Raw genomic sequence first — 16465 nt, 5'->3', positions numbered from 1 at the left:
CACCTTCGGCCAAAGCATCAGACCGGCTTGCGCAGCCTGAACTGGCCGCTAATCGGTGCCAGCATGGTCGTGTCGATGTAGCCATACAGATTCGCTGGTTGAGCGCGCAGACGCGCGATGATATCGGCCAGATACTCCGGGTCGGCATGCATGTTGGGTAGGAAATCGACCCCCTCGAAACCAGCTAGTTCGAACATCCGTGCCATCTGGAACGGTCGGGTCTTACGGCCGCATTCACCATGGCAGCTGTTGAACAAGTTGGTGAATTCCTCGTCATCCAGAAGTAGATACTCCAGCGGCTTCGAGAAGTCACGGTGGTCCCGGAAGTCCACCTGATGCAACCCTATGCCATCTGGCGCAGTGATGGCATGTAGTGCAATCGCTCCAGCCATGGGATCAAAAAGGTGTTCAAGCACGGCGTTTGACAGAATGATATCGATTTCGTGGAAGTGCTGCCCAAGCCTTTCCAGCGGTATCTCATAGGCTTCCACCAACTCTTTTGTGTGCCCTTCGACCGCAGCCTGCTCAAGAAACGAGGTATCGACATTGGGAAAATTTTTCTCAAGTTGCACCGCAATCTCCCGATAGAGCTGCGGATGATAGTCAACGCTGAATTGCGCAAGGAATCGATCGGCAATCGCAACAGATCGGGCCCCCAAGGCGCGCATCGCCAACACGGTGCCAAAGGAAATACCTGGCCCGAGCTCGAGCACCGATTTGCCGACCAGCGAATTCAGCCCATCTGGCAGGCTCGAAACATAGGATTCGGTAATCTTCACCGCGTACTCCGCGTCGGAGGCTATGTTGCGGGAACTGTAGGACTCGTTCGAATAATTCACCGGCTCGGCGGCGTTAAACGAGGTCGACACGTGGCCGTCTGCGTCCTGCACCGACGCTTCGGGAACCAGCGCTACATAAGTTCGTCGGTTACTCTTGGGACTGCTGTTGTCCGAACTGGAAAAGTATAGATCAGCACCCCAGTGGGAGAATGCACCGCCGCCGGTCTTTCGTATCGTGGCGTGCGACGCAGAGCCTGGCCCCAGCTCGACACCGTTCTCGAACAGACGTAATCCGGAAGGACTTAATGTACCTTCATGCGCGCCACTTTGAATGTCTGCGGGCAGGGCAGTAATCCAGCAATTGCCCTCCTCAAGGCGGAAATTGGTAACGTTTACTAACCGATGTTTCATCGATCAACTCCCATTTGTTTGTGGCTCTGCAATTGAGCGTGTTTTGAGGGCGTCTGCACGGCCACCGGCGTCAGCCGTACCCTTGAGTATTTCGAGTAGTTGTTGAGCATTGTCGCGCGGGGTGAATCGGTACGGGCGCGCCACGATTGCCGCAACCATTTGGCTGTACTTGACGTCATCAGTGAGCAGGCGCAGTAACCTTTGTGAGAGTGCCGCCCGATCACCAACAGTTGTTAAATAGCCGGTCACCCCGTTCTCAATCATCTCCGGTACTGCACCACTAGACGTTGCTACCACTGGGCAGCGGAGCATGAGTGCCTCGCGGATAACGTTGGGTGTACCTTCTTTGTCTGAAGTGAGCAGCAGCACGTCGGCAATTGAGATGTATTTCCAGATGTCTGACCGGCGGCCCTGCAGAAGGAAACGCTCGCCGATACCCCTCGCATTTATTTGCGCCTCGACATCTGACTGCTTCGACCCTTCACCACACAGCAGGGCAACGGCATCCGGGTGTTTATCCAGCACATCGGCGCAAACGTCGACGAACAAGACAGGATTCTTCTCGGTTGAGAGACGAAACACGCCAAGGATGACCTTGGTTGCAGGCGATATGCCGAGCTCTTGTTTGAATTCCCGTTTCTCGTCCTCAGTAAGAAACTGTCGTGTGTCGGGCGCATATGAGTTTTGAAGCAGCTCCACCCGCGCTGGATCGATGCCGATCCATTCAGCGTAGTCGATGTTACCCGCCCGCGAATTCCCAGTTAGGATAAGGCGGTTCGACCCTACAAGTGCCCGGTACGCCGGCAAATACCATGGCGCATCAAGGTAATCAAAATGTGTCGGATTGTAGTTCCTGAACGATATCGCAATCTTGGGAACATCGGCGATTAGAGCGGCAATCGCGCCAACAATATTGGTCCCATCGAGTTGTGCGATTACAGTATCTGGTTTCAGGCGAGTTAACAGGTTGGCAAGGCGTTGTACGTTTCTTGCTGCTGGGAATGTGGAGTGAGAGAGCAGCGGACAGAATGCGCTATCGAACGGAAATCTGCAGCAGCCGTCTTCTTTCAAATCATTGGTATGCAGCACCTCAATGCCAGCGCGCTGCGTCAGCGGCAGGTAGTGATTGTTTGGCCCTTCGAGTGTATCGACGACGATGCAAACGCGCTTACCGAGCTCCTTCAAGCCGATTGCCAGATTACACCATTGCCGTTCGGCGCCACCGGACGACAGGCCATGAGTGTAGAGCACAATAAAGTCCGGCGCCCTAGCCACCGCCGGGTTCTGGTTTGTCTTCGTCACCAGATGCCTCAAGCCGCTCTCAATAGTGCCTACATGCCTGCCAACATCGATGTTCATGCTAGCGATCGGTAAAAAGGGTGTAGTCTTTCCATTTATGGGAACGAGCCAATTGAGCCAAAACAGAGGTCGGACGTACCAGCGGCGACTACGATGAGGCTGCGAATAAACGACGTGTTGGTTCCAGATTGAGTACCTTCGCTCAGTTGTCTCCTTGATTTCCTGATGCGATGATAGGTAGGGCAGGTATTGAACCGGTCCATCGAAAACGGCAAAGTCGACCGCGCTTTCGTGGTCGACTGCTGCTGGCAAACGTTTAAAGGAGCCCGCCACCTGTTCCTGACTCTGGATGCCACAGCTAAGGCGTGGCATCCAGACCGCTTGAATATGCGGCAATAGGCGCACCAAATTCAGAATACGCTTGCCTAGGGTGGGATGATTGAACTCGTATCGCATCCAGTTGCCGTCGGCACGGTGACGCTGAGGCACAATTAAAGTGCGCAAGCGCATTGCTCTCAAGTGAAGGATGTCATTGTAGCCAACCCATTCGGGAGCTCGATCAAGTATTATCACAGAGCAATCGGCGAGGTTGATGTGCAAATCACGGATGCCGTCTACAATATTTCGATCCGCGTCGATATGGAAGGTATTATGAACCCGCTCGTCGGCATCCGTTTCAGCGATTTCAGACAAGTCGATTCCGCTGGCGAGGGCGAGCAGATGCAGATCAATAGAATCGAACAGACCGAGCTGAGAACGGATTGGGGCGTCTTCGACTGGCGACGTCGTAGTCGGCGATGAGACGACCAGAACCGACGGTGTAACGAAGCCTACCAGACGCGTGCGGTTATCACCGCTGACGGCATAGTATCGCGGCACATCGGACTGTGCGACAATTTCCAGCGACTTGGTATCGGGCAGATGAACAGGCCGCTTGCGCAGCCATTTATCAAGCATGATTACTGTCCATACCTGATAAATGGAGAAGCCATGTGTCGAGGCTTGGGAATCTACGAACTTGCGGGCCCGGTCTGGACCAATCCAATTGCCGAGCGGGCTGTCGACGCCGAGGCTGTCGCGAAGAGCGGATACCAGCTGTGCCTTGCCCCAATCTGCGGTTAAGGGCAATCCGAAACCCTTTTTCGGCAGATCGATTATCTCGCGGGGCAGATAGCGGTATGCAATCTCGCGCAGAAGTAGCTTTCCGCGACCGTTTCGAACCAGATAGTCACCTGGCACTCGCTCGGCAAAACGCGCCAGTTCAATACTGAGGAACGGTGTACGGACTTCCAGCGAATGCTGCATGCTCATACGATCGACTTTGGGAAGGACGGCACCGGGCATGTAGTTGTCAGCGTCGCTGGCCCTCAGCCGGTCAAGCAGCTGCGCCGGGCCGTCGTCGATCTCCGCTATTATACTCCTGACGTGATTGGCTGCGCCCGCCGGAATGAAACCGAATAAACGGCTCAGCTGGGCTGGGCTGAAGTTCATTATGCGGTTTGAATAGTAGTAACTCTTGCCTGGGCTCCAGGCGTTCGCCGGGCGCATGGCGTGGCTATCGGCCTCACTCAATGTATCGAAATAGCGGCCGTAGCCGCCGAACAGCTCGTCGCCACCATCACCCGAGAGCGCGACTGTGACATGCTGGCGGGCGAACTGGGACAGCAAGTAAGTGGGTAGACAGGAGCTGTCGGCGTTGGGTTCGTCGAGCAGCTGACCGGCGTGATCGAGAAAACCCACCGCCGACGGCGAAACGATCTTGTCGCGGTGCTCGGTGCCGAGATGGGCGGCAATCCGTCGGGCGATCTCGTGCTCACTTTCACGGTCGGCAGCAAATCCGATCGAGAAGGTCTTGAGCGGCACATCCAGCTTCTTTGTGATCAGGGCGCAGACAGTCGAAGAGTCTACGCCGCCCGAAAGGAAAGCGCCGAGCGGTACATCAGCGATCAAGCGACGCCTTAGGCTCCGGATCAGGATGTCCTCAAGCTCGTCAGCGAGGTCGGCTTGCGAGCGAGCGCTGTACCCGGCAGCGCCCGGTTGAAACCGGAAGAACCTGTTCGTTCGAAGGGGCTGACCTTCGCGAACCTCCATCCAGTGGCCAGGCGGTAGCTTGTAGACTTGTTGGTAGATGGTCCGCGGCGCGCCGATATACTGGAACATCAATAACTCGGACAGAGCATCAGCACTAACCTCGCCGGTGAACTCCGGCAAATCCTCAAAGCATTGGAGTTCCGAAGCAAAGGCCATCCCTCCCGCCCGCAACGGCATATAGTAGAGCGGTTTCTCTCCGAACGGATCTCGGGCGAGGATCAGTCGGCCGGATGGTCTGTGGAAGGCGGCGAAGGCATACATGCCGTCGAGGCGTTCGAGGCAGTCTAAGCCCCAAGTGGCCAGCGCGGCTAGCAGAACTTCAGTATCGGTCCGCCCTGTGAAGCGAACGCCCTTCGCCTCAAGCTCCTGGCGCAACTCGAGGAAGTTGTAAATCTCGCCATTGAATGCGATTATCCATTCTTCGTTGTTCCAGCCCATTGGCTGGATACCGGCGTCGGAAACGTCGATGATTGATAGGCGACGATGACCCAGCGTGCAGCGACCCAGCGGGTCCGCCCACAATCCCGCCTGGTCCGGTCCGCGGTGAATAATGCGATCAGTCATACGGACGACCAGCTCGCGCTGGAACTCGACCTGTAAAGTATTAGGCTTCGTTGAGAACAAGCCTGCAATACCGCACATAATAAATCACTTTCTATGCCACAAGGGCTTATTAAGGCCCAACATTCAATTGCTGCACAATGTACGCTCTACCTAGTAAAGTTCGAGAATTTGAAGAGAGTCCCCGCGGCGCTTGTTATTGGTTGACATACACTTGAAGCGCATTGAGAAGTTATTGAGAGAATCGGCTTTGTTTTCCTTGAACAATCAGATCGTCTATGAGTAGGAATCTGTTTGAGTGCAGCGCATATTCAGCTTTTCGATCAGAGTCTTGGCCATCACTTGCGGGGAGAGTTGTGTCTCTGCGTAGATGCGGCTCCTTCTGCCCATTTCCGTCAGCAATCTCCGATCCTTGTCAATCGCAGTCAGTTGAAACGCAATTTCTTCCGGAGTGCGCACATCGAACCCCGGCAGTGGTTCAGAAAACCGCTGTTTGAAAAATTCGCTCTTAAAATTCGCCATAACAGGCCTTTGCAGTGCCATTGCATCAGCCGTCACCATCCCGGGAAACGACGTGCCAAATTGGTCACATATTAGATCCGCGGCAGCCATCTCCTCGTAAAAACTCGACATACTCATTTCATCAATCCAAGAAACTCGGTCCTTGATGTCGAGAGCTGCTACAAGATCAATTGCCGCATCCAAATCCTGGCCTTTTCTAAAAAGTCGCAATCTGCCCCGCCCGCCCGAATTTGCATATAAAGCGAACCCTTTTAATAAGACGTCTGTCCCCTTGAAATCAATCGCACCCAGACAAGGGTTTCTATCATGTCGATAGACAATCCGGGAACCGCATAGAATCGTAAGCCGTTCGTTGCTCGGAGGTTCTCGAGGGTCTAGATCAATTGTATTCGAAAAATAGAGCATTAGGCGATCACTATCGGAGACGCCAATCTGCTCTAGCATTTGATCGCCCGACGGAACCAGTCCTTTTTGCGCATAGCACACTACACTTGCGCTTAATATTCCATCGCGTTGACGAGCGACAAAATTTGCGAATTCGAGAGAATGTCGGCGTCCGCTGGATGACCGTTTGAACTCTGGCGCCCATACGTTGGATCTAAGTGAGACTGTATCAAAATTGGCGTAGTAGGCCAAATCTGAGCCAGTCAGGAGTGCAACATGGGGGCAACTCAGATAAGTTGCAAAAGCGGGTCCGGTGTCATTGAGGATCGCTAGATCCACCTGGCGCGTAAGATGATGAATTGCTTGATTTATAGCTGGCGTCTTAAAAGCGATATCATCGTCAGACATGTCGCTGCAATCATGTACCCAGGAAGGGTAGGCGCCAGTCCAGTGCGGGTATCGGCTTTCCGGTCGGTGTAGAATTTCTTTGCGATTGAGAATTAGCCGAACATTGTGACCAATCTTCTGTAGTCCCTGAGCCAACAACAAAGGGTAGTTGTTAGTATTGCCGAAAATAGCAATTTCCAGTGGCCTCATGCTCTTCTTTCGGTTTTTGATCTGCGCCATTATCCTGGAAATTTTATTTCGGCCTGCGTGACTAGAATGTGAGAACATTTTCAAGGGCGTATATCCAAGATCTCCCGTCCAAATGCTCTTCTCGGACCAAAGGACGGCTCTTGCAGAGGGTTATCATAAGTCCACTGGCCTTCATCGCATTGCTTCGTTTACAACGAGCTTGGCGCATACACAGGGGAAGCGGAGCAAGGATCGTTGTTGCTGTCGCCGAACGCTTACTTTTACGGGACAACCACCTGATCGGGAGTGCGACTGCGCAGATATTGCGTTGCACCTGCACCGCAATTGGCGATGAGGTCGAGTACTGTCACCGCACCGTCGAAATCACCCCATAATTGAGGGTAGGGCGGATAATCATATGATTTGTATTCGAGTGCAATACCGTGTTTACGAAACGCATCCTTGTCGAGATATGCATCGGCTTTGGGCCCGGAGAGGTACGTGGTAGCACCGACCTTGCGGCACAAATCAATAAGGCGCTCGGTTTTGGCACCCACCAGCGCGAGGTCGGCTGAGTGGACCAACGGCGTCGGAATGCCGAGGTAGCTGCAAATGCGGCGGATAAGCGCAGTATTGAGCTGGCTGATCGTTAGATCGGGTGTGTTCTGCTCCAGATCTCCCATAATATCGAATACGTCAACCAAATTAGGAGCACTGCGATAATTCGATTTCCATAATGCGATGTGCTTCGCACGCCAGTCGGTCACCTCTGCGACACCGGTCTCGCAGATCAACTGGGCAACCTTCTGGTAATGCACGGGAACCGTGAGCCAGGCCAACCCTTCGGGGGTTTTCAGCCGGTTGCGGTTGCGCCAGTCGCCTTTCGTGTACTGAATATCATCATGGAAGACGAACAGATCAACGCTCGCGATGAAGTCGAAGTAGCCGCGCCAAGGAATGAACGATGATTGGATGACCCCGACCCTCACCAGTCCACCTCGATATAGCCGGTGGGATTGCTGTGCCATGGAAACTTGACGACGCGAGGCCTCTTGCCAAAACACCGGATGAAATACTCGTCGACGGCTCGACTTTCGCCACCGAAGGTATCTACTGCATATTCATCAACTACGATAATACCACCTCGCGCCATACGAGGTACCATATGCTCAAGCGCCACAGCTGTAGGCTCGTATAGATCGAGATCAAGGTTGAGCAAAGAAATGCGCAGTCCGTCGCCCCTTTCCTCCACAAATTTCGGGATCGTTTCGCAGACGTCGCCCTTTACGAACTGGATGCGGTCCTTGTGCCGCAGATGTCGGTCGAAGTTCATGGCTTTCTGGGCTAGAGCAAGATCGCATTCCACGCTGTCTCCACCAAAATATCCGCCTTCAATGACATCTTGCTCAGGGTTCTCTGGACCATCTTCGGCGCTCAGCTTGGCAAAGCCGGTGAACGTGTCGAAACCGACAACCGTCTTACGGATGTCAGTCGGGCAGAAGATTTCACAAAGCTTTGCCCATGTGAATGTGGATGAACCTCGATACACACCGAGATCAACGATGACGCCCGGAACGTCTATTATTTTCTTGAAGATTTCATAGTGTGCCAGAAAGCGGGCCAAGTTAAAGCGCGGCGTCACCACGGGAAAATTTCTAAATAAATCGAAGGGACTTAGCTGAGTTTGAGAGAATAATTTTTCCAGCGCATCCCGCTGTCGCTTTTCTGGCTCGTGTCTTTCAGACAAATCGCTCATAGCGGCATTGCTCCATGTTGAGGTTGGTTTTCGGTTCGGGAAAACCCTTGCGTGGCAATAATATCCGTTGATTCTCAGGAAAAGTTTCCGCCACCGCGTGACCCGCGGAACTCAGATACTCTGAATAGCACTAGCGCTTTCTGGCAACAAACAGCTTGCGCGTCATCTGCTGGAATTGACAGTATCGCCCGCTTTCAACAAGCTCGGAAAGGATCGCCCTGTTGACACCTTCGTACGAAGAGAAGGCATCATCGAAACAGATCCAGCCACCGGGCAGCAGAAAACGTTCGATAAGCCGGATCTCATTACAGACAGCATCGTAATTGTGATCACCATCTATGAAGGCGAGGCGTAGCTTGAGGTCGGAAGGAGCCGTCGCAGCGAACGTCTCCATATCGGCGCGATAGGGTGTAACCAGATCCGACAGCCCATTCACCCGCATGGCCTCCTTGAACGCATCAAGTGTGCCGCCGTAACGCTGGTACACGGGCACAATATCTCGATGATAGGGTTCCGCCCAGACGGTTTGGTCTTGATAGGCTCCGTACTTCTTTCCGGCGAGTGTGACGCTGAAGGAAAATGTTCCGTCCTCATTTCGATACCAGTCATCTTTGTCCGGAAAGAGGTCAATGCAATGGACCCGCGTGTTCCCAGATAGGCGTGCGGCCATCCCGAGCGCCACCGCCGATCTCCCACACCAAGACCCTAGTTCCAGCACGTCACCTCCGATATTTGCGGAAGCGAAGGTGAGAGTAAAGAGCGTCAGAAGTTGATCGATCGGTGACCAACCGGGAATGCTACCTACGGCTGTTTCGATCTGACTTGCGATAGGCTGCGTTGTTTCAGACATTCTTCGATTCCTCGCTATCCAGGATATCTTCGATCATATCGGCGTAGCTCCGGCCCTCGTGCGGCCAACGGGTAGCCGCCCAGTCAGGACAATTGCCGCAAAATGCATGCTTGGCGTAATCGTTGGTGAGATGAGCGCGACGCAAAGACTGATAGAAGGCGCTCTGCCACTCTTCACGAATTGTCGTTGTGCGATAGTCGGCCACATAGGAGCCGTGCACCCAGTCAGTCGGGCAAAAAGCAATATCTCCACGCGCGTTGATTGTAACGCGCTCCCAAGGGTACAGGCACGGTCGCCGATTCAGCTGTTTGGAACCGTCCTTGAGTGCCTGCGCCGCACCCTCGACGGCTCCAGAATGAGAATGCAGTCGCCGAACCACAACATAGTCTACCCCCTGATCACGCCAGAACCGGTCGAAATCTACGATTTCGGCAGTGTTTTGTGGTTGTTCGACGAAGCTCACGACCACTTTGGTCGTGGCTTTCGACTCCTTGACCCAACTGATAAGCCGCAGAACGTTCGCCCGCGTCACATCGAGATTGCCGTTGACCCGGATGGCAGCATAAGTCTCAGGTTTGAACGCATCGATGCTGATGTCGATCATGTGAACGCCGGATTCAAGCAGTTTCTGAGTCCGCTTCTCGTTCATGATTTTGCCGTTAGTGGTCAGCGTTACGTATACGCCCGAATGGTCGACAGCATGCTGAATAAGATCGTAGCCGTTGGGGTGAACCAATGGTTCGCCGTTGCTGGTATAGCGAATATATTTGGTCCGGCCTTGACCATGATCGCGCACTTCTTCGACCATTTTCTCGTTCAGCGCTGGATCAAGATGTCGGCCAGCGTAGTGTTCAGATTTGGCGAAGATCGGATGTGGGCAGTGTGTGCATGCGAGATTGCACACCTCGGTGATATCCATGATGATCTGCGATGGGAAATCGGCGGTGAGGCGCCCTCCGAAACCGTAGCTGCTGGTATCCGATACTGACTGGGTCATCGCGTCTTTCTCTTTTGCATCAAGATGGTTTCCAGATGCGCACAAACGTAGTCCACATCTTCCATGGTCATGGCTGCGCTGATCGGCAACGTGACTATGCCCCGATGGAGCAGGTCGGTGTTGGGCAACGGTGCAGCATCTGCCCGACAATAAAGCGGCTGCAGGTGAAGAGGACCGTAGTGCACGCTAGCGCCGATGTTCTGCGCTCGGAGCGCCAGCACCAGTTCGTCGCGATCAATACCTATGTCGTGCAGCTCGAAGAAGGCGACGAGCAAATGACGAGCGTGCCGTAAGGTTAAGGCTTCACTCTGAAAACGGATAAAATTATGCAACTTGGCGAGCTTGCTTGCGTATCGGTCAGCAAGCTGCTTCCTCACCTCTGCCATATGCGCGAGCCGGCGAAGCTGGACACGGCCGATCGACGCCTGGAGATCGGTGAAGTTCATTTTGTAGCCGAGTTCGGCAATGCCGAAGGAGAACGCCGACGACGGCTTAAGGAAGCGCGACCAGGCATGCGAGGCAAGCCCGCTCATGCGCAGGGAGCGCAGGCGCTCGGCTTTTTCTGGATCGAATAGGGCGACGGCACCGCCGTCTGCGGTCGACAGGTTCTTGTTGGCGTAGAAACTGAAGCACACCGGATTGCCGGACGCACCGACCATGGTACCATCGGGGTAGCGCGCGCCCATTGCATGCGCCGCGTCCTCGACGAGGGCGATCCGGTCGGGCAGGGCAGCACGCAGCTCTGCCATATTGAGGGCCAGGCCACCATAGTGCACCACGATCACAGCCTTGGTGCGCGAAGTAACCAGCGGCAGGATCGTATTTGGTGTGACGCTCATGGTGTCTGGGTCGACATCGCACAGCACAGGCGTTGCCCCGAGATAGAGGGCTGCGTTAGCAGTCGCGCACCATGTCAGGCTGGGAACGATGACTTCATCGCCAGGACCAACTCCCTCAACCAAAAGCGCCAAAAACAGGGCCGACGTGCATGAATTGACCGTCACCACCTCAGGTGCTCCAATATACTCACTCAACTCAGTTTCAAAGGCGATCGTTTCGGGACCCATGCCGATCCAGCCGCTTTTCATGACCCGGGTCACAGCGGCAATCTCTTCATCGGTGAAGTCGGGCTTGCCGAACGGAAGGTAGTCCGGTCGTTTCTCTAGCATTTGGAAAAACTCCAACTTCTTAGAGGAAAAATCAGGAGTCATCTCTCCAACCGGACAAACGTTCATAATAGCCTTGATACGGGATCTTATCGCCGGTCGTTTCGGCTACTTTGGTTGCTACGGAAACGACTGCGTATAACCCGCCACCCATGCCACCATAGCCGATCGAATTAAAGGAACCCGGGTAGTAGTCCGTAAAAAATGGCGGGTCGTTTTCTTGGTTGACACCCACATGAACGATCCTGATCGAATTTATTTCCCACTGGTTGACGGAATAGTAGTCGTGCAGCAAGGTGGGCTGAAGCTGATAGAACCCGTGGTCGAAGTAGCCGTTGCCGGGAGTCCCTATCACTAGCCGGCCGCCGACCTTTAGAAACTTGAAGATCGACTGCAGGGCATTGGGCAGGTGGAATACATGTTCAAGCGTACCATGATCGAAAACCGCATCATATCTGCCTATAAACTGCTGTGGAACATCTGCAGAATTTAGGTCGTGTACGACGTTCGCGCCCTCAAATTTGGAGTAATCGAGCGCGTCGACTTCGGAGAATCCGAGTTTTAGAAACACTTCGCGCGCCTCTATGTAACCCTTCGCCTTAAACTCAGGCTTGCTCGCATCCACCAGCAGTATCGACTTGTCGAGCTCGATCCCCACGAGCTCAGCCATCTGCATGAGCTGAGATTGCGTGAAGTACATGTCGCCTTGCCCAAGCAGCAGCAACTTGCCGCTAAATCGACGCCGCTTCGCTTCGCGCAGTATTGGCAGCATGTTGGCTCTGATAAATCCCATGGCGCATTCCTTCTTGTCCATTTATCTTTCTGGCAGGGCATAGACAGAATGGTCAGCATTCCAAGCCACCAACCCGTCGATCATCCCCGCTTTGCGAGGCAGCACCCTCAATTCATTGGACAGTGGCACCATGTCGATGAATTCCCAATCGGCGTCTTGGCGCGGAGGATGTGCCAGTACACTCTGGACAAAATAGGTGTCGTGGCCAAGCCTGAGTTCAAACGACCAGCTAAGTACGTAGGTTCGGCCAGCGCGATAGAAACGGCTCATATCTCCAAACATGCGCGTATCACCAAATACTACGCCGGTTCCCTGTCTAGTCCTGATTTTATAGGAGACATTAACCTCAGTCGTGTCTTGGGCGAACTCTACCACCTGCAACAGGACCACTTGTTCGCCGAATTCGAACTCGTCGGTCTGACCGCGCTCGCCTACCATGACCACATTAATCAGCTTCGCTTCGCCATTCCCAACACGTTGGAAGCCGCATCGCGCAGCGAACGCACGATTGTCATTGATGTAGTGGCGATAGGATTCGGACAATGCTGGCAGGTCACAGCCTGTTCGTGCATCCTGTTCTAGCTTGAGACTTCCCGACGCAGCCGATAACACGTTCAATGCAAGCTCTTCGCGCTTTTTTTCGCCGTCGCCCAGACTGCGGCCAGCAGCGGCCCGGTCATTGTATCCGGAAAGGTATAGTCGCTCGTACCGTGACGTGGCCTCAGCGACATCACCAAAATATTCCATCCGGCCATTGGCCATCAGTACCGCTCTGCGGCACAGATGGCGTATGGAAGCTATGTCGTGACTGACGAACAATAGCGAGACACCGCTGTCCACCAGCTTGTTGATCCGTGCCATGCACTTCGACTGGAAGAACATATCCCCGACTGACAGTGCCTCGTCAACGATGAGGATCCGCGGCTCCACTGCAGTCTGCACAGCGAACGCCAGCCGCATCATCATGCCAGAGCTATAGGTTTTCACCGGCTGGTCAATGAACTCTCCGATATCAGCGAAGCTGGCGATGTCGTCATATTTGTTCTCGGTCTCTTCACGGCTCAGCCCAAGAATCTGGGCGTTGTGAAACACGTTCTCGCGGCCGGTAAACTCAGGATTGAAGCCGCTACCGAGCTCCAATAGCGCAGTTATGCGACCCGCCGTCTGTACCTGGCCAGTGGTCGGTGGCAAGGTACCAGCTACGATCTGCAATAACGTGCTCTTGCCGGCACCATTGCGACCCAGAATACCGACCGCCTCTCCAGGAGCGATCTCAAAACTGACGTCTCGCAGAGCCCAGTGCTCGCGGTAGAGCGGCTCATGGCTCTGCGTTCCGAAAAAGCCGCCGAATCGCTCACGCAGTGCCTGTTTGAAGCGGTCTTGCGGGCGGGCAAAGATACGATAGCACTTGCCGACGTTCTCCAGACGGATAACGGATTCATCTTGTTGCATCAAGCGATCCTCAAACGACATCGGCGAATGCGGGCCGAGTGCGCTCGAACACCCACAGGCCGCTCCAAGCCACAAGTGCCCCCAGCACTGTATTGACAAGCCACGGTTGCCAGTGCGGCAAGTTGCCGAGTAGCACCAGGTGGCGGAGCTCATCGATTGGATAGGTCAATGGATTAATCAGCAGCAGCGTCCGCGCGATCGGCGGCGCCGCTTCGACCGAATAGAACACCGGACTTAGGAAAAGTAGCATCGACAACAGTACCCCGATCAGCTGCTCAATGTCGCGAAAGAACACCCCGAGGGCGGCAACGAACCAAGCGAAGCCAACGCTGAATAGAACCAGGGGCAGCAAAGCGAACGGCACAAACACGACTGTCCAGTGCAGGGTTTGCTTTAGCACCAGCGCCATCAGCAGAAGCAGGACGAAGCCGATTGCGGCGTTAAACAGGGCGCTCAACAGGCCACCGACCGGCAGCAACTCAAGCGGAAATACAACTTTCTTTACGTAATTTGGATTGTTTACTATTAGATAGGGAGCCTTGCCGACTGTTTCAGAAAAGACAGCATGTATCAGCAGGCCACAATAAAGCATCGGCACAAAATCGGTCCAGTTGCCGCGGTCGCCCCAGCGGGCACCGAACACACCGGCAAAAACGAAAGTATAGACGCCCAACATCATTAGCGGATAGATCACTACCCACAGAAGGCCGAGTGTAGTTGCGCGATACTTGGCCTCTATCTCACGCCGGACCAGCGAACGCAGTAGGTCGCGGTGGTCGTATATCGAGCGCAACGCGCCTGTTACGATTAGGGTCTTCATATCTGGCCAATACATATCTTGTGCCACTTGACCCACCGGGCGTAGACCGTGAAGTACCGCGATCCCGATATAGGCAAGCTGAAGAGAAGGCTATATGTGTAAGTCACTAGCTCGTTGTCTTTCTTGCAGGCAGCATAGATACTCGACGTCGTTGTAGTTTGCCTGAACATATGAGTGAACATTCTTCACCGAGCCCGACTGAACGGCGAGTTTGTTGATCTGCTGAGAGGCTTAGTACAGTCGAACAGCCTGTCGACGGTGACGCAATCAGCAATTTCGCCCCTGACCAAGGTGAAGTTAGCCTGCCGCAGCAGGCGCACTGCGAGACGGACGCCGATGTAACCGGTAGCACCAGTCACGAGAATCTTCATGATCAATTGCTCCCAAAAATGTCGCGGCTGAAAACCTTGTTGGCGACGTCTTGGATCTCGCAATCCATGCGGTTGACGACAATAACGTCGGCCTCAGATTTGAATTCGGAAAGGTCATTGACCACCCTTGAATTAAAAAATGTAGGTTCGCTCAGGAGTGGCTCGTAGACGATTACCTCGACGCCCTTTGCTTTCACCCGCTTCATGATGCCTTGGATGCTAGAGGTTCGAAAATTGTCGGACGCCGCCTTCATCACAAGACGATAGACTCCGACCACCCGTGGACGACGCTGCAGAATGCTGTCAGCTATGAAGTCCTTGCGCGTTGTGTTGCTATCAACTACGGCGCGTATCAGGTTTTGCGGGACATTGTTGTAGTTGGCAAGCAGCTGTTTGGTGTCCTTGGGCAAGCAGTAGCCGCCATAACCAAACGACGGATTGTTGTAGTAGTTGCCGATACGGGGGTCGAGGCAGACGCCTTCAATGATCTGCCTGGTATCGAGGTCGTGGATTGCAGCATAGGAGTCAAGCTCATTAAAGTAAGCCACCCTCATTGCGAGGTAGGTATTGGCGAACAGCTTGATCGCCTCGGCCTCGTCACTACTGGTAAGCAACGTCGGCACATCTGACTTGATGGCGCCCTGGCGCAGTACATCAGCGAATGCCTGACCCCGCGCAGAGCGCTCACCTACGATGATCCGCGACGGATGTAGGTTGTCATAGAGTGCCTTGCCCTCGCGCAGGAACTCCGGCGAGAACAGGATGTTGTCGCACCTAAAACGACTCCGCATCTGCTTCGTGTAGCCGACCGGTACCGTCGACTTGATCACCATTACCGCCTGAGGGTTGACGGCTAGGACGTCGCTAATCACCGCCTCGATAGAGTGGGTATTGAAGTAGTTGGTCTCCGGCTCGTAATCGGTAGGTGTAGCGATTACGACAAAGTCCGCATCAGCATAGGCTTCGAGTTTATCGAGTGTGCAATGCATATCGAGATGCCGGTTGATCAGATAGTCTTGGATTTCAGCGTCATCGATTGGCGACTGCTTTCGGCTGAGCATCTCTACCCGCTCTGGGACGATGTCGAGCGCCACCACGCGATTGTGCTGGGCGAGAAGGATAGCGTTGGAAAGGCCTACATAGCCGGTGCCGACGACAGCGATCTTCATTCGTGTAACCTCAGACGAGTCAGTCTGAAGCGGGACGGGGATCGCCGCGCCATAGGCGGTGCGGTCCGTACCGCCGACAATTGATTGAGATTGAATTTTGCAGAGCGCACTATTGCCAGAAATCCTGCATTGCAGGAACGTTTTTAAACCCAGCGGCACGCAGGCACGTCATATCTTCGCAAGCATTCATGAGGGATCCCGTATTGGCCTCGCCCCACTCTTTACGAAGCGAACAATAAAAAGCTACCGCACTACCGGTGAGATAGCTCCCTCCGACAGTCATAGCTTTGCTTACAACAAGCGCCTCTAGCACGTTCAAAGACTGAACGCAACTTGTCTCGGCTACCAGATTGAACTGATGCGGTGGATGCCCCCCACCCAGCGGCATCAAGTATACCATGACGGGGCATTGCCATTTGTGGACAGCTCCGTTTTTGCAAGGGTTTTCTTTGTGCTTCAGATCTTTTT

At 54.1% G+C, this 16465-nt stretch carries 13 protein-coding genes; all 13 read right to left on the bottom strand.

The features are described from left to right. Positions 1-17: 17 nt before the first annotated feature. Positions 18-1190 (bottom strand): methyltransferase domain-containing protein, encoded by a 1173-nt coding sequence (locus F0155_RS20440; protein ID WP_150526424.1) that lies wholly within the window; start codon positions 1188-1190, stop codon positions 18-20. A gap of 3 nt (positions 1191-1193) precedes the next feature. Next, positions 1194-5222: an asparagine synthase (glutamine-hydrolyzing) gene (gene asnB / locus F0155_RS20435; RefSeq protein ID WP_150526423.1), complete on the bottom strand. Its 4029-nt coding sequence runs from the start codon at positions 5220-5222 to the stop codon at positions 1194-1196. Between the two features lie 195 nt (positions 5223-5417). Beyond that, positions 5418-6674, bottom strand: a complete 1257-nt coding sequence (locus tag F0155_RS20430; protein ID WP_161599858.1) for a glycosyltransferase family protein — start codon at positions 6672-6674, stop codon at positions 5418-5420. A gap of 230 nt (positions 6675-6904) precedes the next feature. Next, positions 6905-7612 (bottom strand): WbqC family protein, encoded by a 708-nt coding sequence (locus F0155_RS20425; protein WP_150526421.1) that lies wholly within the window; start codon positions 7610-7612, stop codon positions 6905-6907. Continuing rightward, positions 7609-8379, bottom strand: coding sequence for a TylF/MycF/NovP-related O-methyltransferase (locus tag F0155_RS20420; protein ID WP_150526420.1), 771 nt, complete (start codon positions 8377-8379; stop codon positions 7609-7611). Before F0155_RS20420 ends, F0155_RS20425 begins: the two co-directional genes overlap by 4 nt. Before the next feature lie 130 nt (positions 8380-8509). Then, positions 8510-9229, bottom strand: coding sequence for a class I SAM-dependent methyltransferase (locus F0155_RS20415; RefSeq protein WP_150526419.1), 720 nt, complete (start codon positions 9227-9229; stop codon positions 8510-8512). After that, positions 9222-10226, bottom strand: a complete 1005-nt coding sequence (locus tag F0155_RS20410; RefSeq protein WP_204934559.1) for a radical SAM/SPASM domain-containing protein — start codon at positions 10224-10226, stop codon at positions 9222-9224. The genes F0155_RS20415 and F0155_RS20410 overlap by 8 nt, the downstream gene beginning before the upstream one ends. Further along, on the bottom strand, positions 10223-11395 hold the full coding sequence (locus F0155_RS20405; protein WP_161599857.1) for a DegT/DnrJ/EryC1/StrS family aminotransferase: 1173 nt from the start codon (positions 11393-11395) through the stop codon (positions 10223-10225). Before F0155_RS20405 ends, F0155_RS20410 begins: the two co-directional genes overlap by 4 nt. A 31-nt stretch (positions 11396-11426) precedes the next feature. Then, complete coding sequence (locus tag F0155_RS20400; protein ID WP_150526417.1) at positions 11427-12206, bottom strand: class I SAM-dependent methyltransferase; 780 nt, start codon at positions 12204-12206, stop codon at positions 11427-11429. Beyond that, positions 12207-13637, bottom strand: a complete 1431-nt coding sequence (locus F0155_RS23485) for an ABC transporter ATP-binding protein (RefSeq protein WP_161599856.1) — start codon at positions 13635-13637, stop codon at positions 12207-12209. It abuts the gene before it with no gap. A 10-nt stretch (positions 13638-13647) separates the two neighbouring features. After that, entirely contained in the window at positions 13648-14484 is an 837-nt protein-coding gene (locus F0155_RS20390) for an ABC transporter permease (protein ID WP_150526416.1), read from the bottom strand. A 346-nt stretch (positions 14485-14830) separates the two neighbouring features. After that, positions 14831-15997, bottom strand: coding sequence for a nucleotide sugar dehydrogenase (locus F0155_RS20385; protein WP_150526415.1), 1167 nt, complete (start codon positions 15995-15997; stop codon positions 14831-14833). 109 nt (positions 15998-16106) lie between these two features. Further along, positions 16107-16465 (bottom strand): hypothetical protein (locus F0155_RS23685; protein ID WP_204934557.1); only part of this gene is annotated, 359 nt, incomplete at its 5' end.

The organism is Roseibium sediminis (assembly GCF_008711325.1).
GTDB lineage: Bacteria > Pseudomonadota > Alphaproteobacteria > Rhizobiales > Stappiaceae > Roseibium > Roseibium sediminis.
Note: the sequence above shows the minus strand (reverse complement) of the source record. Positions and strands in the feature narration are given on the sequence as shown.